Source organism: Kitasatospora sp. NPDC048662 (assembly GCF_055587065.1).
Map to the genome: position 1 here is coordinate 68,546 of NZ_JBVJHA010000015.1, position 24,163 is coordinate 92,708.

General features: G+C 71.4%; 21 protein-coding genes and 2 riboswitches. Of the genes, 11 read left to right on the forward strand and 10 right to left on the reverse strand.

The annotated features are described in order from the left end of the window. Positions 1-144: 144 nt before the first annotated feature. Entirely contained in the window at positions 145-1,416 is a 1,272-nt protein-coding gene (locus ACZ6R9_RS29650; RefSeq protein ID WP_465541550.1) for a L,D-transpeptidase, read from the forward strand. 69 nt (positions 1,417-1,485) lie between these two features. On the opposite strand, the gene ACZ6R9_RS29655 is transcribed toward ACZ6R9_RS29650, so the two are convergent. The 5 genes from ACZ6R9_RS29655 to ctaE all read right to left on the reverse strand — a co-directional run bounded on the left by ACZ6R9_RS29655 (position 1,486) and on the right by ctaE (position 6,206). Then, complete coding sequence (locus ACZ6R9_RS29655; protein ID WP_380481118.1) at positions 1,486-1,851, reverse strand: GntR family transcriptional regulator; 366 nt, start codon at positions 1,849-1,851, stop codon at positions 1,486-1,488. A 102-nt stretch (positions 1,852-1,953) separates the two neighbouring features. Continuing rightward, positions 1,954-3,612 (reverse strand): cytochrome bc1 complex cytochrome b subunit, encoded by a 1,659-nt coding sequence (gene qcrB / locus ACZ6R9_RS29660; RefSeq protein WP_380481114.1) that lies wholly within the window; start codon positions 3,610-3,612, stop codon positions 1,954-1,956. Then, the gene (qcrA, locus tag ACZ6R9_RS29665) at positions 3,609-4,664 is read right to left on the reverse strand and encodes a cytochrome bc1 complex Rieske iron-sulfur subunit (protein WP_380481112.1); all 1,056 of its coding nucleotides are present in this window, start codon (positions 4,662-4,664) and stop codon (positions 3,609-3,611) included. Before qcrA ends, qcrB begins: the two co-directional genes overlap by 4 nt. 8 nt (positions 4,665-4,672) lie before the next feature. Next, a complete protein-coding gene (gene qcrC / locus ACZ6R9_RS29670; RefSeq protein ID WP_380481109.1) occupies positions 4,673-5,494 on the reverse strand; it encodes a cytochrome bc1 complex diheme cytochrome c subunit in 822 nt (273 codons plus the stop codon). Between the two features lie 91 nt (positions 5,495-5,585). After that, positions 5,586-6,206 carry an aa3-type cytochrome oxidase subunit III gene (gene ctaE, locus ACZ6R9_RS29675; RefSeq protein WP_380481106.1) on the reverse strand — a complete coding sequence of 207 codons (621 nt, stop codon included), beginning with the start codon at positions 6,204-6,206 and terminating at the stop codon, positions 5,586-5,588. Between the two features lie 325 nt (positions 6,207-6,531). Between ctaE and ACZ6R9_RS29680 the strand changes: the two genes are divergently transcribed. The 3 genes from ACZ6R9_RS29680 to ACZ6R9_RS29690 all read left to right on the forward strand — a co-directional run bounded on the left by ACZ6R9_RS29680 (position 6,532) and on the right by ACZ6R9_RS29690 (position 9,928). After that, positions 6,532-6,957 carry a hypothetical protein gene (locus ACZ6R9_RS29680; RefSeq protein ID WP_465541554.1) on the forward strand — a complete coding sequence of 142 codons (426 nt, stop codon included), beginning with the start codon at positions 6,532-6,534 and terminating at the stop codon, positions 6,955-6,957. A gap of 139 nt (positions 6,958-7,096) precedes the next feature. Then, positions 7,097-8,167 carry an anthranilate phosphoribosyltransferase gene (gene trpD, locus ACZ6R9_RS29685; RefSeq protein WP_465541556.1) on the forward strand — a complete coding sequence of 357 codons (1,071 nt, stop codon included), beginning with the start codon at positions 7,097-7,099 and terminating at the stop codon, positions 8,165-8,167. Positions 8,168-8,385: 218 nt separating this feature from the next. Next, positions 8,386-8,504: riboswitch (SAM riboswitch) on the forward strand. A 47-nt stretch (positions 8,505-8,551) separates the two neighbouring features. Continuing rightward, the gene (locus ACZ6R9_RS29690; RefSeq protein ID WP_465541558.1) at positions 8,552-9,928 is read left to right on the forward strand and encodes an aminotransferase class V-fold PLP-dependent enzyme; all 1,377 of its coding nucleotides are present in this window, start codon (positions 8,552-8,554) and stop codon (positions 9,926-9,928) included. A 7-nt stretch (positions 9,929-9,935) separates the two neighbouring features. On the opposite strand, the gene ACZ6R9_RS29695 is transcribed toward ACZ6R9_RS29690, so the two are convergent. Together ACZ6R9_RS29695 and ACZ6R9_RS29700 are read right to left on the reverse strand one after the other, a co-directional pair. Further along, positions 9,936-10,217, reverse strand: coding sequence for an Lrp/AsnC ligand binding domain-containing protein (locus tag ACZ6R9_RS29695; RefSeq protein ID WP_380481097.1), 282 nt, complete (start codon positions 10,215-10,217; stop codon positions 9,936-9,938). Beyond that, positions 10,214-11,044 carry a rhomboid family intramembrane serine protease gene (locus tag ACZ6R9_RS29700; RefSeq protein WP_380481094.1) on the reverse strand — a complete coding sequence of 277 codons (831 nt, stop codon included), beginning with the start codon at positions 11,042-11,044 and terminating at the stop codon, positions 10,214-10,216. The genes ACZ6R9_RS29695 and ACZ6R9_RS29700 overlap by 4 nt, the downstream gene beginning before the upstream one ends. A 123-nt stretch (positions 11,045-11,167) precedes the next feature. Between ACZ6R9_RS29700 and ACZ6R9_RS29705 the strand changes: the two genes are divergently transcribed. From ACZ6R9_RS29705 to ACZ6R9_RS29730, 6 genes are all read left to right on the forward strand, one after another. Continuing rightward, complete coding sequence (locus ACZ6R9_RS29705; RefSeq protein ID WP_380481092.1) at positions 11,168-11,434, forward strand: hypothetical protein; 267 nt, start codon at positions 11,168-11,170, stop codon at positions 11,432-11,434. A gap of 304 nt (positions 11,435-11,738) precedes the next feature. After that, complete coding sequence (locus ACZ6R9_RS29710; RefSeq protein ID WP_465541626.1) at positions 11,739-13,031, forward strand: NYN domain-containing protein; 1,293 nt, start codon at positions 11,739-11,741, stop codon at positions 13,029-13,031. Between the two features lie 192 nt (positions 13,032-13,223). Then, on the forward strand, positions 13,224-14,258 hold the full coding sequence (locus ACZ6R9_RS29715; RefSeq protein ID WP_380481089.1) for a C40 family peptidase: 1,035 nt from the start codon (positions 13,224-13,226) through the stop codon (positions 14,256-14,258). 336 nt (positions 14,259-14,594) lie between these two features. After that, a riboswitch (cyclic di-AMP (ydaO/yuaA leader) is annotated at positions 14,595-14,776 on the forward strand. Positions 14,777-14,786: 10 nt separating this feature from the next. After that, a complete protein-coding gene (locus tag ACZ6R9_RS29720; RefSeq protein WP_465541561.1) occupies positions 14,787-15,851 on the forward strand; it encodes a C40 family peptidase in 1,065 nt (354 codons plus the stop codon). A 212-nt stretch (positions 15,852-16,063) separates the two neighbouring features. Beyond that, complete coding sequence (locus ACZ6R9_RS29725; protein ID WP_380481084.1) at positions 16,064-17,104, forward strand: C40 family peptidase; 1,041 nt, start codon at positions 16,064-16,066, stop codon at positions 17,102-17,104. A 128-nt stretch (positions 17,105-17,232) separates the two neighbouring features. Further along, the gene (locus tag ACZ6R9_RS29730; RefSeq protein ID WP_380481081.1) at positions 17,233-18,387 is read left to right on the forward strand and encodes a hypothetical protein; all 1,155 of its coding nucleotides are present in this window, start codon (positions 17,233-17,235) and stop codon (positions 18,385-18,387) included. A 6-nt stretch (positions 18,388-18,393) separates the two neighbouring features. Here the strand turns inward: ACZ6R9_RS29730 and ACZ6R9_RS29735 are convergent, their stop codons facing one another. Next, positions 18,394-19,296: a carbohydrate kinase family protein gene (locus ACZ6R9_RS29735; protein WP_465541564.1), complete on the reverse strand. Its 903-nt coding sequence runs from the start codon at positions 19,294-19,296 to the stop codon at positions 18,394-18,396. Positions 19,297-19,367: 71 nt separating this feature from the next. After that, on the reverse strand, positions 19,368-20,732 hold the full coding sequence (locus ACZ6R9_RS29740) for a glycosyltransferase 87 family protein (protein WP_380481076.1): 1,365 nt from the start codon (positions 20,730-20,732) through the stop codon (positions 19,368-19,370). 254 nt (positions 20,733-20,986) lie between these two features. Between ACZ6R9_RS29740 and ACZ6R9_RS29745 the strand changes: the two genes are divergently transcribed. After that, positions 20,987-22,159 carry a glycosyltransferase family 4 protein gene (locus tag ACZ6R9_RS29745; RefSeq protein ID WP_465541566.1) on the forward strand — a complete coding sequence of 391 codons (1,173 nt, stop codon included), beginning with the start codon at positions 20,987-20,989 and terminating at the stop codon, positions 22,157-22,159. Between the two features lie 142 nt (positions 22,160-22,301). Here the strand turns inward: ACZ6R9_RS29745 and ACZ6R9_RS29750 are convergent, their stop codons facing one another. After that, positions 22,302-24,098 carry an AMP-dependent synthetase/ligase gene (locus ACZ6R9_RS29750; RefSeq protein ID WP_465541568.1) on the reverse strand — a complete coding sequence of 599 codons (1,797 nt, stop codon included), beginning with the start codon at positions 24,096-24,098 and terminating at the stop codon, positions 22,302-22,304. Positions 24,099-24,163 lie beyond the last annotated feature (65 nt).

Below are 24,163 nucleotides of genomic sequence, written 5' to 3' on the forward strand. Positions count from 1 at the left end.
GCGGGCCGGGTACTCCCCTCGGGGAGTGCCCGGCCCGCCGGCGTTGGGGCCCCTCCCCGAAATTCCCCCGCGCGGGTTACCCGGAGTGCCACCGGGGTGACGCCTTCCTACGCTTCGAGGCAGGTTCCAACCTGGGAGGTTCCGTTGAAGGGCTCTCGGATAGTCAGTACCCGGACCACGCTGGTCGCCCTGCTGGTGATCACACCCGCCGCGGCCTGTTCCACCAGCGGCCCGTCCGCGAAGTACGCGCACCAGATCGACGTGGCACCGCTGATCCACACCTCGGCCGCCGGGGAGAAGGCCGACCCGGCGAAGGCGTTCAGCATCACCACGGAGGGCACCGCCAAGCTCGGCGAGATCACCGTCACCGGCCCCGACGGAAAGCCCGTCGCCGGACAGCTCTCCGCCGACCAGCAGCACTGGCAGACCACCGACCCGCTCCGGGCCGGCGCCGGATACACCGTCAAGGTCACCGCCGAGGACGGCAAGGGCGGTCACGGCGAGGCCGACTCCACCTTCACCACCGCGCCCGCGCAGCACGTCGTCAGCGCCGAACTCGGCCCCGACAGCTCCGGCAGCGGCGTCTACGGCGTCGGCCAGCCCCTCACCGTGACGCTGTCCGAGAAGGTCACCGACCCGGCGGCCCGGCAGCAGATAGAGCGCGGCCTGAGCGTCACCTCGCAGCCCGCCGTGACCGGCGCCTGGTACTGGGTCGACGACCAGAACCTGCACTTCCGCCCGGAGGAGTACTGGCCGGCCAACACCACCGTCAAGCTCGCCTACGACCTGCCCGGCATCCGGATAGCCGACGGTGTCTACGGAGGCGACCAGCAGACCCTGGCGCTGCGGACCGGCGACCGGGTCGAGGCGGTGATCGACGCGGGCACCGACGAGCTGACGTACAAGCGCAACGGCGAGGTGGTCAGGACCATCCCGGTCACCACCGGCAAGCCCGGCTTCGACACCCGCAACGGCGTCAAGGTGGTGCTCGGACAGGAGGCCGACGTCCGGATGAGCGGCGAGACCATCGGCATACCGAACGGCAGCAGCGAGTCCTACGACCTGGACGTGAAGTGGGCGACCCGGGTCACCTGGAGCGGTGAGTACGTCCACGCGGCGCCCTGGTCGACCTGGGCGCAGGGCCGGGAGAACGTCAGCCACGGCTGCACCGGCATGAGCACCGACGACGCGAAGTGGTTCTTCGACAACACCCGGGTCGGCGACCTGGTGCAGGTGGTCAACAGCATGGGCCACGAGATGGAGCCGTTCGGCAACGGCTTCGGCGACTGGAACGTGGACTGGGACGAGTACGTCAAGCACAGCGCCCTCGGCAAGCCGGTGAACACGGCGGAGCCGGGGCCGGAGACGAACACCGCGCCCGTTCCCGACCTCGGCGCACCGGCCGCGGGGCAGTAGCGGCACCGTGGTGAGGTCCGCCCGGTGGGAGCACAGGCTCCTGCCGGGCGGTCCTCGTGCCGCGTGCGCTCAGCGGTGGGCGGCGTCCAGCGCGGTCAGGACGGCGGCCAGCGCCTCGTCGCGGGTGAGGCCGAGGCGGGCGGTGCGGGCGGCGTACTCGGCGGCGGCGTCGGCCGCCAGGCGGTGCGAGGTGTCGCCGGTGGGGGCGATGGTGGTGCCGGCCCGGCCGCGGGTCTCGACCACGCCGTCCGCCTCCAGCTCGCGGTAGGCGCGGGCCACCGTGTTGGCGGCCAGACCGAGTTGCTCGGCCAGCGCGCGGACGGTGGGGAGCTTCAGGCCGATCGGGAGTTCACCCGTGCGGGCCTGGGCCGCGATCTGCGAGCGCACCTGCTCGTAGGGCGGCGTGGAGGACTGGGGGTCGATCGCCACGTGCACCCGGTCAAGATAACAGGGCGTCGGGCCGGTGCCGGAGAAATATGCCAGAACCCCCACCGGCCGGAGCCGATGGGGGTTCTGACGTGGCGTGACAGCTAGGGATCAGTGGTGGCCGTGGCCGCTGGTGATCTCCAGGTACTCCTCGGAGGTGGGCTTGGCGATCTGGTTGCCCTCGCCGTAGAAGCCCTCGGAGAGCTTCGTCCGGGTCTTGGCGACCACGCCGGCCTTGCGGGCCACACCGTTCTCGTCCACCTCGGCGGGCAGCTCCAGCGGCTGGGGCTGCTCGTGCGCGGTGAGGGTGTGCAGGTCCTTCGGCGACAGCGGCGCGTGGACCTCGACGAACTCACCGTGCGGCAGGCGCTTGATGATGCCCGACTCGCGGCCGTGCAGCACCTTGTCCTTGTCGCGGCGCTGCAGGCCGAGGCACCAGCGCTTGGTGACGAAGAAGGTGACGACCGGCACCACGAAGAAGCCGACCCGGACCATGTAGGTGATCGTGTTGATCGACATGTGCAGGTGAGTGGCGAACAGGTCGTTGCCACCACCGACCAGCAGGACCAGGTACAGCGAGATCCAGGCCGCGCCGAGCGCGGTGCGGACCGGGGCGTTGCGCGGGCGGTCCAGGATGTGGTGCTCGCGCTTGTCGCCGGTGATCCAGGACTCGATGAACGGGTAGACCGCGATCGCGACCAGGACCAGCGGGAAGAGCATCAGCGGGATGAACACACCCAGGTTCAGGGTGTGGCCGCCCCAGACGGAGACCTCCCAGCCCGGCATGAAGCGGATCAGGCCTTCGGCGAAGCCCATGTACCAGTCGGGCTGGGCGTCGGTGGACACCTGGTCCGGACGGTACGGGCCGTACGCCCACACCGGGTTGATGGTGGCGACCGCCGACATCACCGCGATGATGCCGAACACCAGGAAGAAGAAGCCACCGGCCTTGGCCATGTAGACCGGCATCAGCGGCATGCCGACGACGTTCTTCTCGGTCTTGCCCGGGCCCGCCCACTGGGTGTGCTTGTGGTAGAAGACCAGGATCAGGTGCGCCACCAGCAGGCCCAGCATGATGCCCGGGATGAGCAGCACGTGGATGGTGAAGAAGCGCGGGATGATGTCGGTGCCCGGGAACTCGCCGCCGAACAGGAACATCTGGATGTAGGTGCCGACGATCGGCACCGCCAGGATCGCGCCTTCCATGAAGCGGATACCGGTACCCGACAGCAGGTCGTCCGGCAGCGAGTAGCCGAAGAAGCCGTCGAAGAAGCCCAGGCACAGCAGCAGGAAGCCGAACAGCCAGTTGATCTCGCGGGGCTTGCGGAACGCGCCGGTGAAGAAGACGCGCATCATGTGCACGAACATCGCGGCGACGAAGACCAGCGCGGCCCAGTGGTGGATCTGGCGGATCAGCAGACCGCCGCGGATCTCGAAGCTGATGTCGACCGTGGAGGCGTACGCCTCCGACATCCGGATGCCGTTCAGCGGCAGGTAGGAACCGTGGTAGACGGTCTCCGCCATGCTCGGCTTGAAGAACAGCGTCAGGTACACACCCGTGAGGATGATGATGATGAAGGTGTAGAGGCAGATCTCACCGAGCATGAAGGACCAGTGGTCCGGGAAGATCTTGCGCAGGTTGGCCTTGGCCAGGGAGTAGATCCCCAGCCGGCCGTCGACCCAGTCCGCGGTCGCCTCGGCCTTGTTGGCGGGCTTGGCGCGCGTGCTGGCCGGCTTGGAGGCACCAGTGGTGCCGCTCGCGGTGCTCATCGCTTGCGCTCCCAGTAACTCGGGCCGACGGGCTCGTCGAAGTCGCCGGTGGCGATCAGGAAGCCCTGCTCATCGGTGGTGATCTTCAGCTGGGGCAGCGGGTGGCCGGCCGGGCCGAAGATGACGCGAGCGCCGTCCGCCAGGTCGAAGGTCGACTGGTGGCAGGGGCAGAGCGCGTGGTGGGTCTGCTGCTCGTACAGCGAGATCGGGCAGCCGACGTGGGTGCAGATCTTCGAGTAGGCGAGGATGCCCTCGAAGCCCAGGCCGGCGGACTTGGCGTCCTTGATGTCCTCCGGAGCGATCCGGACGAGCATCAGGGCGTCCTTGGCGATCTGCTGCTGGAAGTCCTCGTCCGACTCCTCCAGGCCGTGCGGCTTGGCGAAGGTCAGCGAGCCCTGAATGATGTCCTCGGGCTTCATCGGCTGGTCGGTGTTCATGTTGACCAGGCGGATCGGCTTGGCCGGGGTCGCCTCGACCCAGCCGGTGTTGAGGAGCTTCTTCTCCGGCAGCGGGCCGAGGTCGCGCAGCAGCACCACACCGGACAGCGGCACCAGGGCCATCGAACCGATCAGGGTGTTGCGGATCATCTTGCGGCGGCCGAAGCCGGACTCCGCGGCACCGGTCTTGAACTGCTCGATGACGTCGTTGCGGACCTCGTCGGAGGCCTCGATCGGGTGACGCTCGGCGGGCAGCTCGTGGTCCGACATCAGGGTGCGGGCCCAGTGGACCGCGCCCGCGCCGATGCAGAACAGCGCCACGCCGAGGGTCATGCCCAGGGCGAAGTTGAGGGCGCTGACGTGACCCAGCGGGAAGATGTAGACCAGCTTGTCGGCGTCGATCGCGGCGTAGGACGCGATGAAGCCGATGGTCGCCAGCATCGACACCACGAACATCAGCGACACCTGGCGCTCGGCCCGCTTGGCGGCCCGCTCGTCGATGTCGGTCCGACGCGGCTCGTGGGCCGGCAGGCCCGGGTCGGCGAACGGGTCGTCGTGGGTGACGACCTCAGCGCCGTGGGAGGCGTCGTGGGCCTCCGGCAGGTTCTCTGACATGTCGTGGCTCATGACTTCTTGGCCTTGGTGGTGTGGGCGGCGACCCAGATCGCGATCACGATCAGCGTGCCGATACCGAAGATCCAGGCGAACAGGCCCTCAGTGAAGGGACCGAGGCTGCCCAGGGCGAGACCACCGGGGTTCGGCGCGTTGTTGGTGTTCTGGACGTACGCGATGATCTCGCGCTTCTGCTCCTCCGGCATGGTGGTGTCGGGGAACGACGGCATGTTCTGCGGGCCGGTCTGCATGGCCTCGTAGATGTGCTTGGAGTCCACGCCCTCCAGGGACGGGGCGAACTTGCCGTTGGTCAGCGCGCCGCCCTTGCCGGCGAAGTTGTGGCACTGGGCGCAGTTGGTGCGGAACAGCTCGCCACCCTTGGCGACCTGCTCGGCGTTGGTGACCTTGTCCTCGGACGGCTGGTACTGCTCCGTGGTCGGAGTGACCGGGCCCGGGCCGAGCGAGGCCACGTAGGCGGCCAGCTGGTCGATCTCGGACTGGGCGTAGACGGCCTTCTTGCGCGGGACCTGCGCGCCCGGCTGCTGGGCCGGCATGCGGCCGGTGCCGACCTGGAAGTCGACAGCAGCAGAGCCGACGCCGACCAGCGACGGACCGTCAGAAGTGCCCTGGCCGTTCAGGCCGTGGCAGGAGGAGCAGCCGACGGCGAAGAGCTTCTTGCCCTCGTCGATGGCGAGCGACTGCGAGGAGCTGTCGGCCTGCGCCTTCTCGGCGGGCGCGAAAGCGGCGTACAGCCCCCCGGTGGCCGCCAGGGCGAGAAGTAGAACGACGACCGCCGCCAGTGGGTGGCGCCGTCGTGCGGAGAGCTTTTTCACGGAATAACCCCGGTGTCAGGATCTGGTCGGCAGCAGCCTGCCCCCGACTCCCACGCGTCCAGGCGACGCCGGGTCAGGGGCGGGGCGGCTGTTACTTGATCAGGTAGATGGTCGCGAACAGGCCGATCCACACAACGTCGACGAAGTGCCAGTAGTACGACACCACGATCGCCGCGGTGGCCTGCTCGTGGGTGAAGCGCCGCGCCGCGTAGGTCCGGCCGAGGACCAGCAGGAAGGCGATCAGACCACCCGTCACGTGGAGTCCGTGGAAGCCGGTGGTCAGGTAGAACACCGTGCCGTACGGGTCGGAGGACAGCGACAGGCCGTCCTTCTTGACCAGCTCGGTGTACTCGAAGATCTGGCCGCCGATGAAGATGGCGCCCATCACGAAGGTGACCACGAACCAGGAACGCAGCTTCTTCACGTCACCGCGCTCGGCGGCGAACACGCCGAGCTGGCAGGTGAGCGAGGAGAGCACCAGGATCGTGGTGTTGACCGAGGAGAAGGGCACGTTGAGGGCATGGGCCTTCTCGTGCCAGAACTCGGCGCCCTTGACCGAGCGGAGGGTGAAGTACATCGCGAACAGGGCCGCGAAGAACATCAGCTCCGAGCTCAGCCAGACAATGGTTCCCACGCTGACCAGGTTCGGCCTGTTGACCGCTCCGTGCGCGTGTCCGGTTTCTGTTGCTGTTGCTGTCGCCACGACGGACATTATGTCGGTCCCTTATTCCGTCTTCACGCCGGGGGGTCTCCCTCGGAGTGTCCGGTGCGTGAGGTATGCCCGCCTCGCCCCCGGTCCGTTTTCTGACGGTTGTTCGGGCCGGGTGGGCGAACTGGGCTGCCGGGCTGAGCCCGTGGCGCGGCGGCTTGAGCGAGATCGCCTCGGGGTCTCTTCAGGACGGGCCCGCCGGAGTAGCATCCGTCCCAGGACGTGGTCCGGGTCACACTGGGCCGTTCGGCCGGGGGCCGCGCGCGGTCGCGGTCCGCGCGAACACAGTGGACACATATAAGAGGACGAGCACCAGGAAGCAGGGGACATGGCGCAGCACTCCGACGAGACGCTCACCGTTCTCGTCTACAGCGACGACCGCAACACCCGCGAGCAGGTGACCCTCGCTCTCGGCCCGCGCCCCGCCGGGGACGTCCCCGCGCTGGAGTACCTGGAGTGCGCCACCGCTCCCGCGGTGCTGCGGGCCCTGGAGAAGGGTGGCGTCGACCTGTGCGTGCTGGACGGCGAGGCGGTGCCCGCGGGCGGGCTCGGTCTCACCCGGCAGCTGAAGGACGAGATCTACGGCTGCCCGCCGGTGCTGGTGCTGATCGGCCGCCCGCAGGACTCCTGGCTGGCTGCCTGGAGCCGGGCCGACGCGGCGATCTCGCACCCCGTCGACCCGGTCGCGCTGGCCGACGCCGCGACCACGCTGCTGCGGGCCCGGATGGCCCGGCGGGCACCGGCCGTGCGCTGACCGGTCCGCCCGGCGGCCCCGGTCGTCTCAAGCGGCGTCTCAACTGGAGAGAAGGGGACGGCAAGGCAGGGCGGCCGTCCCCGCTCGCTCGATAGGCTGACTCCATTCCTCTGCGACAAGACGAGAGCTGGAGACGGCCATGGTGAACGTGCACTCTGCGAACGGCGGTAGCGACCCCGCGCAGGTGGTCCGCACCTGGCCCGACCTGTTGAGCGCCCTGCTCCGTGGCGAGGACCTCGCCCAGTCCGACACCGCCTGGGCGATGGACCGGATCATGAGCGGCGAGGCCAGCCCGGTGCAGGTGGCCGGCTTCCTGATCGCGCTGCGCGGCAAGGGCGAGACGGTCGAGGAGATCTCCGGCCTGGTCGAGGCGATGTACGCGCACGCCGTACCGCTGGACATCCCCGGGCCGGCCGTCGACATCGTCGGCACCGGTGGCGACCGCGCCAAGACCGTCAACATCTCCACCATGTCGGCGGTGGTCGCCGCGGCGGCCGGCGCGAAGGTGGTCAAGCACGGCAACCGGGCCTCCTCCTCGGCGTCCGGCTCCTCGGACGTGCTCGGGCGGCTCGGCATCAACCTGGACCTGTCGGCCCGGCGGGTCGCGGCGGTGGCCGAGGAGGTCGGGCTGACCTTCTGCTTCGCCGCCAGGTTCCACCCCTCGATGCGGCACACCGCGCAGGCCCGCGCCGAACTCGCCGTCCCCACCGTGTTCAACATCCTCGGCCCGCTCACCAACCCCGCGAAGGTCGGCGCCCACGCGGTCGGCTGCTTCGACACCCGGCTGGCCGGGCTGATCGCCGGCGTGCTGGCCCGGCGCGGCGGACAGGGACTGGTGTTCCGGGGTGACGACGGACTCGACGAGCTGACGATCACCACCACGTCCCACGTCTGGGTGGTCCGGGACGGCCGGGTGACCGAGACCCGGTTCGATCCGCGCGAGGTCGGCATCGAGCTGGCCGGGATCGAGGCGCTGCGGGGTGCGGACGCGGAGTTCAACGCCGGGGTTGCTCGGCGGGTGCTCCACGGGGAGCAGGGGCCGGTGCGGGACGCGGTCCTGCTCAACAGTGCCGCCGCGCTGGTGGCGCTGGAGCTGACGGATGCGCCGCTGAGCGAGCAGCTGGCGGCGGGAATGGTGCGGACGGCGGCGGCGATCGATTCCGGGGCGGCGGGGGAGCTGCTGAAGCGCTGGGCCGACGCGACACAGTGAGCGTCAACGGTCCGCCCGGGGTGGGGAGTTGACCTCCTCGGGCGGACCTTGCCGTTGGTGGGTGGTTGCCCGCGCAGTTCTCCCTCAGCCCTGGCGGGCCGGGAGGTGCCCCCACGCGCCCCTGGCGGGGCGCGGACGGCAGGGCGCGAACTGTGGGGTGGTTTCAGTATGTGGCGCGGGACTTGAGTCAACTGGGGGCTCGTGTATGGTCTTGCGCAGGTCATGAGTGGCAGCGCAAAAGCCCCAGCTTGCTGTCCGGCAACCCTCCGTCCGTGGCGGGGTGCCCTGGGTGAGGACCGGGCTGCGTGGCGATCCGTCCGCGCGGCAAGCGCGGACTTCCGGTTGATGCACCCCGGGGTCCTTACCCTGTGGAGGAGTGCATCCATGTCCGTGACCGCCGAGATCTGTGAGCCGCTGGCCGTGCTGGGCCAGGACGTCGAGGTGCCGTTGGCGTCGGGGGAGAAGGTCGGGTACGCGGCGCTGGACTACGCGGCGAGTGCGCCGGCGCTGGCCCAGGTGTGGGAGGACGTGGCGGCGTACGCGCCGTACTACGGGTCCGTGCACCGGGGGGCCGGGTACCTGTCGCAGCTGTCGACGGACCTGTTCGAGCAGAGCCGGCGGACCGTCGCGGAGTTCCTGGAGCTGCGGGACGGCGACCAGGTGGTGTTCACCCGGGCGACCACCGATTCGCTGAACCTGTTGGCCCGGGTGGTGCCCGCCGGGACCGAGGTGTTCGCGTTCGAGACCGAGCACCACGCCTCGCTGCTGCCGTGGCGGCGCGAGGGCCTGACGGTGCGCTACCTGCGGGCGCCGCGTTCGCACGCCGAGGCGGTGGCCGCGCTGGAGGAGGCGCTGTTGGGGGCCGCCGAGGGGCCGAAGCTGTTCTGCGTGACCGGGGCGTCGAACGTCACCGGCGAGCTGTGGCCGGTCGGCGAACTGACCGGGGTCGCGCACCGGTACGGCGCCCGGGTGGTGCTGGACGCGGCCCAGCTGGCGCCGCACCACCGGGTCTCGGTACGGGAGTTGGACGTCGACTGGATCGCGTTCTCCGGGCACAAGCTGTACGCGCCGTTCGGCGCCGGCGTGCTGGCCGGGCGGTCGGACTGGCTGGACGCGGCGGAGCCGTACCTGGCAGGCGGCGGGGCGAGCCGGACGGTGGCCCGGGAGCTGGACGGCTCGGTGGCGGTGGAGTGGCACACCGGCCCGGCCCGGCACGAGGCCGGTTCGCCGAACGTGATCGGCGCCTACGCGATCGCCTCCGCCTGCCGGGCGCTCACCGAGGCGGGCTTCAAGGAGTTGGAGGCCCGGGAGCGGGCGCTGGTGGCGAAGCTGACGGAGGGGCTGGCGGCGATCCCCGAGGTGCGGGTGCTGAGCCTGTTCGGCGAGGGCTCCGACCGCGTCGGCGTGGTGTCGTTCGTGGTGCGGGGCTGGAACAGCTCGCACTTCTCGGCCGCGCTGTCCGCCGAGTACGGCATCGGCGTGCGGGACGGACTGTTCTGCGCGCACCCGCTGGTGCGGACCCTGCTGGGCGGGGAGGACGCCGCACCGGGCCAGTGCGGGGCGCCCGAGCCGTCGCTGCCGGGGGAGCGCAGCCTGAACGCGATCCGGGTCAGCTTCGGCGCCGGTACCCCCGTCGAGCACCTGGACCGGTTCCTGGCGGCCGTTCGGGACCTGGTGACCGACGGCGCGCGGTGGAGCTACCGCAACGAGGGCGGGCGCTGCGTCGCCACCGAGCGGATCGACCGGGGCCTGCGGCGCTGAGCGCCGGTTACTCGCCCAGGCCGAGTGAGAACGCGGCCTCCAGGTCGTGCTGCGAGTAGGTGCGGAAGGCGATGTGGGTCTCGGTGTTGGAGACGCCCGGGACCTTGTTGAGGCGGCCGGGGATCACGTCGGCCAGATCCTCGTGGTTGCGGACCCGCACCATCGCGACCAGGTCGTAGGTGCCCGTGACGGAGTAGACCTCGCTGACACCCTCGATGGCCGCGATCGCCTCGGCGATCTCGGGGATCCGGTCGACGCTGGTGTTGATGAGGACGATCGCGGTGATCACTGAGCAACTCCTGTTCGAGAAGGTGCGCCCAGGGTATCGCCCGCCGGACGGGCGGCCCAGGCGAACAGCCAGCCCGTCACGAAGCCGATCACATGCACCAGATAGGCCACCCCGCTGCCGCCGGAACTGACGGACCACCACTGCAGCGCGAACCACAGACCGAGCACCAGCCAGGCCGGGAAACGCAGCGGCAGGAACAGCAGGACCGGCACCAGCACCGTCACGCGTGCCCTCGGCCACAGCCGCAGGTACGCGCCCAGCACCCCGGCGATCGCGCCGGACGCGCCGACCAGGGCGCGCATCCCGTCCGCGGTGTGCTCCTCGGCCACCGCGTAGCCGTAGGTGGCCAGGTAGCCGATCGCCAGGTAGCCGGTCAGGAAGCGGATCCGGCCCAGCCGGGCCTCCACGGCCGGGCCGAAGACGAACAGGAACAGCAGGTTGCCCAGCAGGTGCAGCCATCCCGCGTGGACGAACAGCGAAGTGAGGACGGAGAGTTCGGGGATCTTGGAAGGGGTCGGCGGCAGCGCGCAGCCCGGGGTCGCCGGGGCGAGCGAGGACAGCTGCTCGGCCGTCAGGGGCCGGCCGCTCAGCAGCTCGGCGGGCACCGCGCCCCAGCGGTGCTCGTAGCGCTGCTCGGCGCAGATCCGGGCGTCACCACTGCCGTACACCGGGTTCAGGCCGGCCGGGCCGGCCACCAGGACCAGCGCGGACAGCGCGATCAGCAGATGGGCGACGACCGGGGTGCGGGCGGTCCCCCCGGCCGTCGGCGAACCGGCCCGGGCGGGGGCGGAGAGCACCATGCCGGTGAGCATTCCTCGGGGGCGCACCCGCGACACCGGGCGCTGCTCCGATCGGGTGAGCGTCCGGGCAGTGGACCGGTGACCCGGCCGCCCAGGCACAGGCAATAGGGTGGAGGCCCGTAAACGGGGACCAGTCGAGAGGGACCACTGATGACCATTGCCGCGCCGACCGCCGAGACCCGCTGGCGCTGCACCCTGTGCGGCAACCTCACCCGCTTCGACGTCACCCGGTCCGCCCGGGTGATCGACTTCCTGCACTTCGACCTGTCCGGCGAGTCGAAGGTGGAGGAGACCCAGGTGCTCGCCGAGACCATCGAGTCGGTGCGCTGCCGCTGGTGCAACGCCGTGGACCAGGTCGAGCTGGTGGCCCGCCCGGGCGCCGAGGAGCCCACGGACGGCGACCCCGCGCAGGGCTGACGCACTTCCACCGCCCCGCGTCCCCGTCCGCGCCCCGGACCGGGGCGCGGGGCGGACTCGTCGGTGGGGTGCTGTCGGTGCGGCACGGTAGACGGGACAATTGCAAGCAGCGGCGGACACCAACGCCCCCGGCACCCGCCGGGGCCCGCCCGGACCAGGATCGGAGCCGAGAACAGTGGCGGAGGCAGCGAACGCGCCCGCGGGCACGGACGGGACCGCGCACGCTCCGGTCGATCCGGAAACCGGCCCCGTCGAGAGCGCCGAGGCGGCCACCGAGGAGGCCGGCGGTGACACGGCCGGCCGGGTGCTGCCCGAGGGCGTGCGCCGCCGGGTGGTCGGCATCGCCTCCGACGCGCTCGGCGGCATCGCCCCCGGCGAACTGCCTGCCGCGCTGCGCCCGTACGCCAAGTTCACCGCCGCCCGGCGGGCCAAGTACGCGGCCACCGCGCTGGCCGCCGCGCTGGAGTCCGACCCGGCGTTCCGGGTGCGGATAGCCGAGCGGCTGCGGCTCGGCCAGCCCGACCTGGTGCGCGCCCTGGAGGCGGGCACCGTACCGGCCGCCGCCGACCCGATGGACGTGGCCGCCGCCGCCTACCTGGTACGGCCCACCGGCTGGGCCCGGCTGGTCGAGGAGGCCGGCGAGCAGGCCGAACGGGTCGACGCCGAAGGCGCCGCCGCCGAGGCCGCCCGGCTGGCCGAGAAGCTCCAGGAGGAGCTGGCCGAGGCCCGTACCGCCGCCCGCGCCGAACTGGAGCGCCACCGCGCCGAGTCCGAAGGGGTGCGCCGGGAGGCCGACTCGCTGCGCAAGAAGGTCCGCTCGCTGGAGGCCGACACCCGTCGGGCGCAGGCCGAGAGCCGCCGGCTGGCCGCCGAGCTGGAGGCCGCCCGGGCCGCCGCCGCGGCCGAGCGCGGCGCCGCCGAGATCGAGGCCCGTCGGCTGCGGCACCGGGTCGCCGAGCTGGAGGCCGCCGTGGAGACCGGGCGGCGCACCGCCCGGGAGGGCCGCAGCGTCGAGGACATGCGGCTGCGGCTGCTGCTGGACACCGTGCTGCAGTCCGCGCAGGGCCTGCAGCGGGAGCTGGCGCTGCCGGTGACGGCGCTGCGCCCGGCCGACCTGGTGGAGGCGGTGGAGCCCGGATCGGCCTCGCCGCACGACGTGGCCCGGCGCGGCCTGGCCGAGGACGACCCGGCGCTGCTGGACCAGCTGCTGGCCATTCCGCAGGTCCACCTGGTGGTGGACGGCTACAACGTGACCAAGACGGGGTACCCGCAACTGCCGCTGGAGCAGCAGCGGTTGAGGCTGCTGGGCGGTCTGGCGATGCTGGCCCAGCGGACCCAGGCCGAGGTGACCTGCGTGTTCGACGGTCAGGACCTGGACGTTCCGGTGATCATGGCCCCGCCGCGCGGCGTGCGGGTCCGGTTCAGCCGGACCGGGGAGACCGCGGACGAGCTGATCCGCCGCCTGGTGCGGGCCGAGCCGCAGGGCCGGCCGGTGGTGGTGGTCTCCGCCGACAAGGAGGTCGCGGACGGGGTGCGCAAGGCCGGCGCCCGCCCGGTGGCCTCGGTTCTGCTGCTGAACCGGCTGTCGCGCAGCTGAACGTGCTGACGGGCGCTCAGCGTCATTGGGGCGTCCGGAGTGTGTCGGTGTGGTGAAGAGGGGCGGAGAAGCGAATCCGGGAGCCCCCCGGGAGTGGACGCGGAGGTAGGGACTTCACTAGGGTCTGGCGTCAAACCTATATTCCGGACTATCGCTCTAACGGGTGAGTCCAGAGGAAGAAGGAGCACCGCCTTGGCCTCCCACCGCCGTCCCAAGCAGCCGAGTCGCGCCCGGGTGACCGTGCTCACCGCTGCCGCCGCGACCGCGGTCGCCCTGTCGGCCCAGGTGAGCGCGCACGCCGCGCCGGCCCAGCCGAACAAGGACGAGATCAAGGCGCAGGTCGACAAGCTCATGGACGAGCAGGAGCAGGCGGCCGAGAGGTACAACGGTGCCAAGGAGAAGGCCGACCAGCTCCGCAAGCAGGCCGACCAGCTGCAGGACCAGCTGGCCCGCGGCCAGGAGCAGCTGAACGAGCTGGCCTCCGGGCTGGCGGCGGTGGCGGGCGACCAGTACCGGCACGCGGGCGTCGACCCGTCGATGCAGCTGATGCTCTCCGCCGACCCGGACAAGTACCTGGACCAGGCGTCCTCCTTCGACCAGGCCGCCGGCACCCAGGCCGACACCCTGAAGTCGCTGAACGACCAGCAGCGCCGGCTGAACCAGCAGAAGCAGGAGGCGGCGACCGTCCTGGCCGAGCTGGACGGCCAGACCCAGGCGCTGAACGACTCCAAGAACGAGGTCAAGAAGAAGCTGGAGGAGGCGCAGAGCCTGCTCAACCAGCTCTCCTCCGCCGACCGGCTGTCGATCACGCGTGGCGACGGCGCGGCCTCGCGCGGTGCCGAGCGGGTCGACCTGGCCAACCTTCCGAAGGCCGGCGGCTACGCCGGGATCGCGGTGCAGAAGGCGCTCGACAAGCGTGGTGCGCCGTACGTGTGGGGTGCGACCGGCCCGAGCAACTTCGACTGCTCCGGCCTGATGGTGTGGGCGTACGCGCAGGCCGGCGTCTCGCTGCCGCGCACCTCGCAGGCGCAGGGCAGCTACGGCACCAGCGTGGGCACCGACTGGCACAACGCCCAGCCCGGCGACCTGGTGGTCTACTACGGCGACCGGCACCACGTCGGCATGTACATCGGCAACGGCATGGTGGTGCACGCGCCGCACACCGGTGACGTGGTGAAGACCATGAAGGTCGACGCCATGCCGATCTCGACCATCCGTCGGGTCTGACGGCCCGACAAACCAGACATACGCCCTTCAGGGCGACAATTGACGCGCTGTGACACGCCCGGGCGGGTCGAGATCCTGCTGTGATCTCGAACACGTCCGGGCGTCGCGTTTTCCGGGTGGGCGGTGGGAAATGCTACGCACTGTGCAACGGATCCCTTACGTTCGGTCAGATTCGTAATCGAAATTGACTCAGATTCAGATTTTTTTCCGACAAGGATTTGAACGGATCACGGATCGGTTACTAGGGTCATAGTTCGACCGCCGCAGAGTCGATCGCCCAAGGGGGGCGACGGTGGGGGTCGCCGCCGAGTCCGTGACGCAGCGGGCGGATCGTCAGAACGAGATCCGCCGACGGGGATACCCCTGCGGGGGTGCTGTCGAACGGAGCCGGGGAACCACGTTCCCCCGGGGTGAATCGGCGCCAGGTCGGCCGCGACAGTGGCCGGTGAGGCGCTGTAGGGCATCTCTTCCGGCCCGAACCCGTCAGCTCACCCGGTAGGCGGTGTGAGGAAGAAGGAGTCCGCCTTCGTGGCGTCCCATCGCCGTCCCAAGCCCGTCGGCCGTGCCCGGGTCTCGATTCTCACTGCCGCTGCCGCCACCGCCGTCGCGCTGTCCGCCCAGAGTGGTGCGCACGCCGACCCGGCGCCCACCAAGGACCAGGTCAAGCAGCAGGTCGACCAGCTCAACGAGCAGGCCGAGGTGAAGACCGAGGCGTTCAACGCCTCCGTCGAGAAGCAGCAGAACCTGCAGAAGCAGGTCTCCCAGTTGCAGGACCAGCTGGCCCGGCAGCAGGACCAGGTGACCACCGTTCAGGAGCGCCTGGCGACCATCGCGGCCGAGCAGTACCGCAACGGCGGCATCCCGCAGACCATGCAGCTGATGCTCTCCAGCAACCCGGACAACTTCCTCGGGCAGGCCGGTGCGCTCAACACGGTCGGCGCCACCCAGTCCGACCTGCTCAAGAGCTTCAAGGCCGAGCAGGCCAAGCTCGACGGGCAGCGCAAGGAGGCCGAGCAGAAGCTCGCCGAACTGGACACCACCACGAAGGCCCTCAAGGCCGACAAGGAGGACATCCAGTCCAAGCTGGCCCAGGCGCGGGAGCTGCTCAACACGCTCACCCAGAAGGAGCGCGACGAGCTCGCCGCAGCCGAGGCCAAGGCCGCCGACTCCTCCCGCAGCCAGGCCGAGCGCGCCTCCCGCGGCGACAACACCCGCACGGACCTCAGCGCCCCGGCCCCGGCCGGCTACGCGGGTGCCGCGATGAACGCCGCGCTGTCCAAGCTGGGCAGCTGGTACTCCTACGGCGCGGCCGGCCCGACCACCTTCGACTGCTCCGGCCTGATGCAGTGGGCGTACGCCCAGGCGGGTGTCTCGATCCCGCGCACCTCGCAGGCCCAGGCGGGCGCCGGCACCAGCCTCGGCACCAACATCGCCAACGCCAAGCCGGGTGACCTGATCATCTACTACGGCGACCAGCACCACGTCGGCATGTACGTCGGCAACGGGCAGATCGTGCACGCCCCGCACACCGGTGCGCAGGTCCGCTACGAGTCCGCCACCGTGATGCCGATCAACAAGATCGTCCGGATCTGACGGCCGCTCGGAGCCTTCGGCCCGGCACCCCGCGCAAGGGGTGTCGGGCCGCTCTCGTTCCGGTGTCCGATTCGCGGTCGAATATTCGAAGTTGTCAGGGTTTGGACTGAATCCGTCCGACTCGCTAACCTCTGCCCCGGCCCCCCGTGCGGACGGCCGCCCGACCCGCGGGCGGCGGCGGAGGCCGGAGCGCAGGAACGGAGTCGTCGCACGTGCCCGTGCACCGTCGCCCCCCACTGCCCGGTGTCCAACGCCTCGCCCGAGCCCTGGCACTCACCGCCGCCGCGACCGGCGCGATCCACCTCGGCGTCGCCCCGGCCGCCGCCGCCCCGGCCGACCCGCCCGACCGCACCGACGTCAAGGCGCAGGTCGACCAGCTGTACGAGGAGGCCGAGCAGGCATCCGAGAGGTACAACGCCGCCCAGGAGCAGCAGAAACGGTTGCAGCGCGAGGCCGGTGCCCTGCAGACCCAGGTCGCCGCCGGGCAGGACGAGCTCAACCGGCTGCGCGCCGACCTCGGCGCGGTGGCCGCCGCCCAGTACCGCGCCCAGGGCCTCGATCCCACCCTGCGGCTGATGCTCGACAACGACCCGGCGTCCTACCTGGCCGGCGCCCGCTCCCTCGGCCAGGCCACCGCCCGGCAGAACGAGACGCTGCGCGACCTGCACGAACGACAACGCCGGCTGGAGCAGCGCCGTCAGGAGACCACGGTCAAGCTCGACGAACTGGAACAGGCCCGGCACCGGCTGGCCGCCGCCAAGGACGAAGTCCGCGCCCGCCTGGCCCGGGCCCGGCAGCTGCTGGGCGGCCTCACCGCCGCCGACCGCGACCGGCTGGCCTACGACGACGACGCCCGCGCCGCCCGTGGCGCCGGCCGGTTCGACCTCGGCAACGAGCCCCCCGCCTCCGACCGCGCCGCCGCCGCGCTGAACGCAGCCGTCTCGAAGATCGGCTCCTCGTACGTGTACGGATCCACCGGCCCCAGCACGTTCGACTGCTCCGGTCTGATGTACTGGGCGTGGCGGCAGGCCGGAGTGACCCTGCCGCGGACCTCGCAGGGACAGGCCTCGGCCGGCCGGCGGGTGAGCCTCGCCGAAGCCCGGCCCGGAGACCTGGTGATCTTCTTCAAGGACAGGCACCACGTCGGCATGTACGCCGGCGGCGGTGTCGTCGTGCACGCGCCGCACCCCGGCGCCCGGGTCCGCTACGAGAGCGTCAGCGCGATGCCGGTCAACTCGGTGGTGCGGGTCTGAACCAGCACGAGCCCCTGGTCACCGACCTGCCGCAGGCCCCGGCGCCGCGGCAGGCCGGTGCTTCGCCGTCCCGGCGCGCCGCCCTGCTGGTCGCCGCCGGGTGCGCGGCCCAGCTCTCGCTGCCCCGGGTGATTCCCGCCGGGCCCACCGGTCCGGCCGCCGCCCCGCCCGGACCGCCGGTGCAGTCCGGCGTCCGGGACGCCGTGGCGCAGGTGCTGGCACGGCGGGCCGCCGCGATCCTGCTGCGCGACCCCGGCGGGCTGCCGACGGCGGCGGGCGCCGAGGAGGCCGACCGGGACCTGCTCGTCCGTACCGCCGCGATCCGCTTCACCGAGTACACGCTGCGGCTGACCACGTTCACCGAGCCCGCGCCCGGCGCCGAACGGCTGACCGTCGGCGCGGAACTCGGCTACCGGATCACCGGCGTGGACGACTACCCGGCGCTGCTGGAACGGCAGATCGACCTGCAGCGGGAGCCGGCCGGCTGGCGGGTGCTGCGGGAGGTGCCCACCGGCGCGGTGGCGCCCTGGGACCTGGGCACCGTCCGGACCGCGACCGGGCGGCACAGCCTGGTGCTGGGCCTCGGCGAGGACGGCGAACTGGCCGACCTGGCCGCGCTCGCCGACCGTGCGATGCCCACCGTCGAAGGCGTCTGGGGCCCCTGGAAGCCTGGTCGGCTGCTGCTCGAACTGCCGCTCACCGTCCAGCAGTTCGCCCGCCGGATGGACGTCTCGGCGGACGCGTACCAGGGCATAGCCGCAGTCACCCTGGCGGTCGGCGGCGCGCCGACGCACACCCCCGCCGACCGGGTCGTGGTCAACCCCGACGCGTACCGGCAGCTCAGCGAGCTCGGCCGCCGGGTGGTGGTGACCCACGAGGCCACCCATGTCGCCACCCGGGCCGACACCAAGGCGTGCACCCCGCTGTGGCTCTCGGAAGGTGTCGCCGACTACACCGGCTACCAGGGCACCGGACGGACCACCCGGCAGATCGCCCCCGAACTCGCCAAGGACGTCCGGGCCGGGCGGATGCCGGCCGGGCTGCCCACCGACGACGCGTTCACCGCCGGCTCGGCCGGCATCTCCCAGGCCTACGAACTGTCCTGGCTGGCCTGCGACTTGATCGCCCGCCGGTACGGGCCGGACCGGCTGGTGGCGCTCTACCGGGCCGTCGGGCAGAACGGCGCCGGCGGCCTGGAGCGCGCCTTCCGGTCCGAACTCGGCCTCGGTGTCGCCGAGTTCACCAAGGACTGGACGGCCGCGGTGGCCGCCCTGAAGGACTGATCCGGCTCAGCCGGCCAGCGCCCGCTCCAGGCCCGCCGCGTCCAGGAAGGCGGTGTGGGTGCCCGCCGTGGTGCAGGCGAACGCACCGGCCGCCGCGCCCGCCCGCATGCACTCCTCGACCGGGCGCCCGGCCAGCCGCCGGTGCAGGAAACCGGAGACGAACGCGTCGCCCGCGCCGTTGCTGTCCACGATCGGCGCGCCCGGGTCCACCGCCGGGAAGTGCCGGGGGGCCGCGTCCTCGCGGGTGAGCAGGAACGCGCCGTGCGCGCCCGCCGTGGCCACCACCAGCTCGGCCCGGCCCTCGGCCAGGATCGAGCGCATCGCCGCCTCCGGGCGGTTGCCGAGACCGGCCGCGGACAGGAACACCACGTCCGAGCGGAGCGCGTAGAACCGGTGGTGCTCGTTCTCGCCGTTCCAGGCGTGCAGGTCGGTGGAACTGGGGCGGCCCAGGCGCTCGATGTCCGGGTACATGTCCCGGTTGACGCCGGTGATCGACAGGTGGACGTGCTGCGAGCGCTCCAGCAGCGGCAGCCAGAACTCGCGCGGCAGCCGGGCGTCCGCGGGGTGGCGGCCGTCGTAGAAGGAGAACCGCAGGCCGTCCGCGTCCACCAGGTTGACGCTGCGCGGGGTGCCGGCAGGGGCGGGCAGGTGGCTGAAGTCCAGGCCGCGGCGGGCGTATTCGGCCAGCACCAGGGCGCCCTGCGGGTCCTCGCCGAGGAAGTCGGCGAGCTTGGTGCGCAGGCCCAGCGTGTGGCAGGCCAGCGCGACCCCGTTCCCGGTGTGTGCCGGGTAGTCGAGCACCGGGGGGACGTGCACCGAGTCGACGCCCGGCGGGATCTCCAGGCGGTCCACCCGGACGATGGTGTCCACGCCGACGCCGCCGACGATCAGGATGTCGTAGTCGATCATCCGGCGATGGTGGCAGCGAACTGCGCGGCCCTGCAAGCGCTTTCAGAAACTTGCAGGAGGATGCCGGGTGGTCAGGCGCGGTCCGCCGGGGTGAGGTCGTCCAGCAGATCCTGCTCGTAGGCGATGCCCGGCCGCACCGGGTACTGCGGGCCCAGCTGGCCGGCCGGCAGGACCACCGTGGTCAGCACCTCCCGCCGCCGGGTGGAGCGCCAGAGCCGGTACGCCGACAGCAGGGTGGCCGCCAGCAGCACCAGGTTGCGGGCGGTCAGCACCAGCACGCCGGACAGCTCGCTGCGGTTCACCATCCCGAACATCACCGGGAATTCGAGCGTGGTCAGCACCGTGGCCACCAGCACCACCACCGCCACCGGACGCTGGCTGCTGCCCCGTACCGTCAGGCACACCGCCGCCAGGCCGACCACCCAGATCATGTACTGCGGGCTGATCACCCGGCTGGTCGCCGTGAAGATCAGCAGCGCGCACAGCGCCGCGTCGAACGTGGTCGCCGAGGTCCAACGGGCCGCCCGCAGGCGCCAGATCAGCAGCCAGCCGAAACCGGCCACCGTCATGCCGACCATCACCTTGGAGATCACCGGCACCCACGGGCCGAGGAACTCCACCGAGCCGTAGTTCATCGTCACCGTGCCGTGCCACGTCCCCGCCAGCTTCGCGAAGTGCAGCGGCAGCGCGCCCAGCGACTCGATCTCGATGCCCCGCTCGGACTGGAACTTCAGGAACTCGAACGCCCCGTTCATGCCCGCCGTCAGCAGGAAGCCCAGCGCCCCCGCGAAGGTCGCCGCCGAGGTCCACGCCCGCCGGGTGCGCCGGCCGCGCGGCGTGCCGATCAGCGCGATCAGCGGCCAGATCTTCAACAGCCCGCCCAGACCCAGCAGCACCCCGCCCAGCGCCGGGCGGCGCAGCACCACCAGCAGACCCGCCACCGCCAGCGCCGTCACCATGATGTCGTAGCGGCAGTACACCGTCGGCCCGAGCAGCGGAACGCCCACCACCCAGTACCAGGCCCCCAGGTAGCTGCGGCCCTTGCGCACGCCCGCGCGCATCAGCAGCGCCATCGCCGCCGCGTCCACCACCACGCAGATCACGAAGAACGACACCAGGTACGACCACGGCAGCAGCCCCGGCAGCAGGATCACCAGCGCCGCGCCCGGCGGGTACTGCCAGGTCACGTCGTCCAACGGGAACGTGCCGGTGCACAGCACCTCGTACCAGCTGTGGTAGATCACCGAGACGTCCGCCGTCACGTCCGTATTGGCGATCCGCAGCACCCCCGCGACCGTCAGGACGAGCAGCGTCCGGGAGACCGTCCAGCCTGCCGCCAGGGCCCACAGCGGACGACGGCTCGGCGTGGAACCGGACGGGGCAGGCAGCGCCGGGGCCTCCGAGCTGCCGGGCCGTTCGGCCTGGGCTGACTCCACTACGCTCCTTCGGGTCGTCGCGTACGCACCGGTACCGGGCGTCGCGCCGGGGTACCGGTAAGGACCACCAGCACACCGCATCGGTTGCGGCGGTGTCCTCCAACTTCTCCGAACCGTGTCCGAACCGTCCGGTCCTGCGGGTGTCGCCACAGCGGGCGGCACGGGCCGCATTCCCGGCGGACTGGTGCGGTGACCTATCGTACGGACCACTCACGGGTACTCCGAGCACCCCCTGACCGAGCGAGCCGCGGCACATGAACAGAACCCTCATCGTCACCAACGACTTTCCGCCCAGGCCAGGCGGCATCCAGGCGTTCGTCCACAACATGGCCGTCCGCCAACCGGCCGGGTCGATCGTCGTGTACGCCTCCACCTGGCGGGACGGTCGGGAAGTCGCCAAGTTCGACGCGGAACAGCCCTTTCCGGTGATCCGCGACCGCACCAAAATGATGATCCCCACCACCCGGATCACCCGGCGGGCCGTGGAGATCCTGCGCGCCGAGAACTGCACCTCCGTCTGGTTCGGCGCCGCCGCGCCGCTCGGCCTGATGGCCCCCCACCTGCGCCGGGCCGGCGCCGAGCGGCTGCTCGGCATGACCCACGGCCACGAGGCCGCGTGGGCCCAACTGCCCGGCTCCGCACAGCTGTTGCGCAGGATCGGCGGCAACACGGACGTCCTGACCTACCTCGGCGAGTACACCCGTTCCCGGATCGCCCGCGCCGTCGGCCCCCGAGTCGCTGCGCGGATGGTCCAACTGCCGCCCGGTGTCGACGAGTCGACCTTCCGGCCGGACTCCGGGGGCGACGAGGTCCGGGCGCGGCTCGGGCTGACCGATCGGCCGGTGGTCGTCTGCGTGTCGCGACTGGTTCCCCGCAAGGGGCAGGACACGCTGATCCGGGCGTTCCCCCGCGTTCTGGCCGCGCAGCCCGACGCGGTGCTGCTGATCGTCGGGGGCGGGCCGTACCGGGCGGATCTGGAGAAGCTCCTGGACCGGGTCGGGGTGCGGTCGTCGGTGGTGTTCACGGGTGCTGTGCCGTGGGAGGAGCTCCCGGCGCACTACGGGGCCGGGGACGTCTTCGCGATGCCGTGCCGCACTCGTCGCGGCGGGCTGGACGTGGAGGGGCTGGGCATCGTGTACCTGGAGGCGTCGGCCACCGGGCTGCCGGTCGTCGCCGGGGACTCCGGCGGTGCGCCGGACGCCGTCCGGGAGGGGGAGACCGGGTTCGTGGTGCCCGGCAAGAACGGCGAGACGGTGCTCGCGGAGCGGCTCGTGCGGCTGCTCGGGGATGCGGAGCTGCGACGGGAGATGGGCGAGGCCGGGCGCAAGTGGGTCCACGACGCGTGGCGTTGGGACATGCTCGCGGAGCGGCTGACGGGACTTCTTGAGGGGTCGAACAACCGGGGGCGCGGGGAACTGCGCGACTAGCGCAGGTCCGTCCGCAAGGTCGCGATCAAGTGCAGGTCATTGTCCTGCGTCGCGATCTTGCGGGTGGGTGCCTTCCGCTTCGCGCAGTTCTCCCCCAGCCCTGGCGGGCCGGGAGGTACCCCCACGCGCCCCCGGTTTCCCCCTACTTCGCGTAGAGGGCCTCGACGTCGGCCGCGAAGTCCTTCAGGACGACGTTGCGCTTGAGCTTGAGGGACGGAGTGAGGTGGCCGCTGGCCTCGGTGAAGGTGGTGGTGAGGAGGCGGAACTTCTTGACGGCCTCGGCGTGGGAGACGGCCTGGTTGCCGTCGTCGATGGCGGCCTGGATCGCGGCGAGGAGGTCGGGGTCCTCGCGGAGGTCGGCGACGGTCGCGTCGGCGGGCTTGTTGTTGAGGGCCTTCCAGCGGGGGAAGAACTCGTCGTCGACGGTGACCAGGCAGGCGATGAAGGGCTTGCGGTCGCCGACCACCATGACCTCGCCGACGATCGCGTGGGCGCGGATGCGGTCCTCGATCACGGCGGGGGCGACGTTCTTGCCGCCGGCGGTGACGATGATTTCCTTCTTGCGGCCGGTGATGGTCAGGTAGCCCTCGTCGTCGAGGGTGCCGAGGTCGCCGGTGGCGAACCAGCCGTCCTGGAGGGCGTCGGCGGTGGCGGCGGGGTTGTTCCAGTAGCCGGTGAAGATGTTCGGGCCCTTGAGCAGCACCTCGCCGTCCTCGGCGATCCGGACCGCGGAGCCGGGCAGCGGCTGGCCGACGGTGCCGATCTTGGTCTTGCCGTTGGGGTTGAAGGTGGTCGCGGCGCAGGACTCGGTGAGGCCGTACCCCTCCAGGACGGAGAAGCCGATGCCGCGGTAGAAGTGGCCGAGCCGTTCGCCGAGCGGGGCACCGCCGGAGATGGCGGTCCTGCAGCGGCCGCCGAGCGCGTTGCGGAGCTTGACGTAGACCAGCTTGTCGAAGATCGCGTGCTTGATCCGCAGCATGAGCGAGGGGCCGCCGGCGTCCAGGGCGCGGCTGTAGGCGATGGCGGTGTCGGCGGCGCGGTCGAAGATCTTGCCCTTGCCGTCGGCCTGGGCCTTGGCGCGGGCGGTGTTGTAGACCTTCTCGAAGACCCTGGGGACGCCGAGGATCAGCGTCGGCTTGAAGGAGCCGAGCTCCTCGGTGACGTTCCGGATGTCGGAGACGTGGCCGAGCTTGACCGGGGCGATGGCGGCGGCGATCTCGGCGATCCGGCCGAGCACGTGGGCCAGCGGCAGGAACAGCAGGACCGAGGACTCGCCGGTGACGAACAGCTCGGGCATCCGGGCGGTGACGTTGCCCAGTTCGGCGAGGAAGTTGCCGTGGGTGAGCTGACAGCCCTTGGGGCGGCCGGTGGTGCCGGAGGTGTAGACGATGGTGGCGATCGAGTCGGCGTTCGCGATCACCCGGCGTTCGGCGATCAGCTGGTCGGTGACGTCCTGGCCGGCGCGGGTGAGTTCGGCGATGCCGTCGCGTTCGATCTGCCAGGTGTGTTCGAGCTCGGGCAGCGCCTCGCGGACCTCGGCGATCACGGTGGCGTGCTTGTCGGTCTCGGTGACCACGACGCGGGCGCCGGAGTCGCCGAGGATCCACTGCACCTGCTCGGCGGAGGAGGTCTCGTAGACCGGGACGGTGATCGCGCCGGCGGTCCAGATCGCGAAGTCCAGCAGCGTCCATTCGTAGCGGGTGCGGGACATCACGGCGACCCGGTCGCCCGGGCCGACGCCGGCGGCGATCAGGCCCTTGGCGACGGCGTGCACCTCGGCGAGGAACTGGACGGCGGTGAGGTCCTGCCACTGTCCGTCCAGCTTGCGGCTGAGCACAGCGACGCCCGGGTGCCGCTCCGCGTTCTGGTGGACCAGGTCGGCGAGGTTGCCGTCGCTCGGTACCTGGTAGCGGGCCGGAAGGCTGAACTCCTCGAGCAAGACTGCTCCTCGTCTGCGACGCTGCGGGACGACTGGACGTTACTGCTGGGTAGGTAGGTTCGACC

Excerpts from the sequence above, each read along its gene's own strand:
- qcrB (WP_380481114.1), bottom strand. The coding sequence starts at position 3,612 with ATGAGCACCGCGAGCGGCACCACTGGTGCCTCCAAGCCGGCCAGCACG.
- qcrA (WP_380481112.1), bottom strand. The coding sequence starts at position 4,664 with ATGTCAGAGAACCTGCCGGAGGCCCACGACGCCTCCCACGGCGCTGAG.
- ctaE (WP_380481106.1), bottom strand. The coding sequence starts at position 6,206 with ATGTCCGTCGTGGCGACAGCAACAGCAACAGAAACCGGACACGCGCAC.
- ACZ6R9_RS29680 (WP_465541554.1), top strand. The coding sequence starts at position 6,532 with ATGGCGCAGCACTCCGACGAGACGCTCACCGTTCTCGTCTACAGCGAC.
- trpD (WP_465541556.1), top strand. The coding sequence starts at position 7,097 with ATGGTGAACGTGCACTCTGCGAACGGCGGTAGCGACCCCGCGCAGGTG.
- ACZ6R9_RS29690 (WP_465541558.1), top strand. The coding sequence starts at position 8,552 with ATGTCCGTGACCGCCGAGATCTGTGAGCCGCTGGCCGTGCTGGGCCAG.
- ACZ6R9_RS29705 (WP_380481092.1), top strand. The coding sequence starts at position 11,168 with ATGACCATTGCCGCGCCGACCGCCGAGACCCGCTGGCGCTGCACCCTG.
- ACZ6R9_RS29735 (WP_465541564.1), bottom strand. The coding sequence starts at position 19,296 with ATGATCGACTACGACATCCTGATCGTCGGCGGCGTCGGCGTGGACACC.
- ACZ6R9_RS29745 (WP_465541566.1), top strand. The coding sequence starts at position 20,987 with ATGAACAGAACCCTCATCGTCACCAACGACTTTCCGCCCAGGCCAGGC.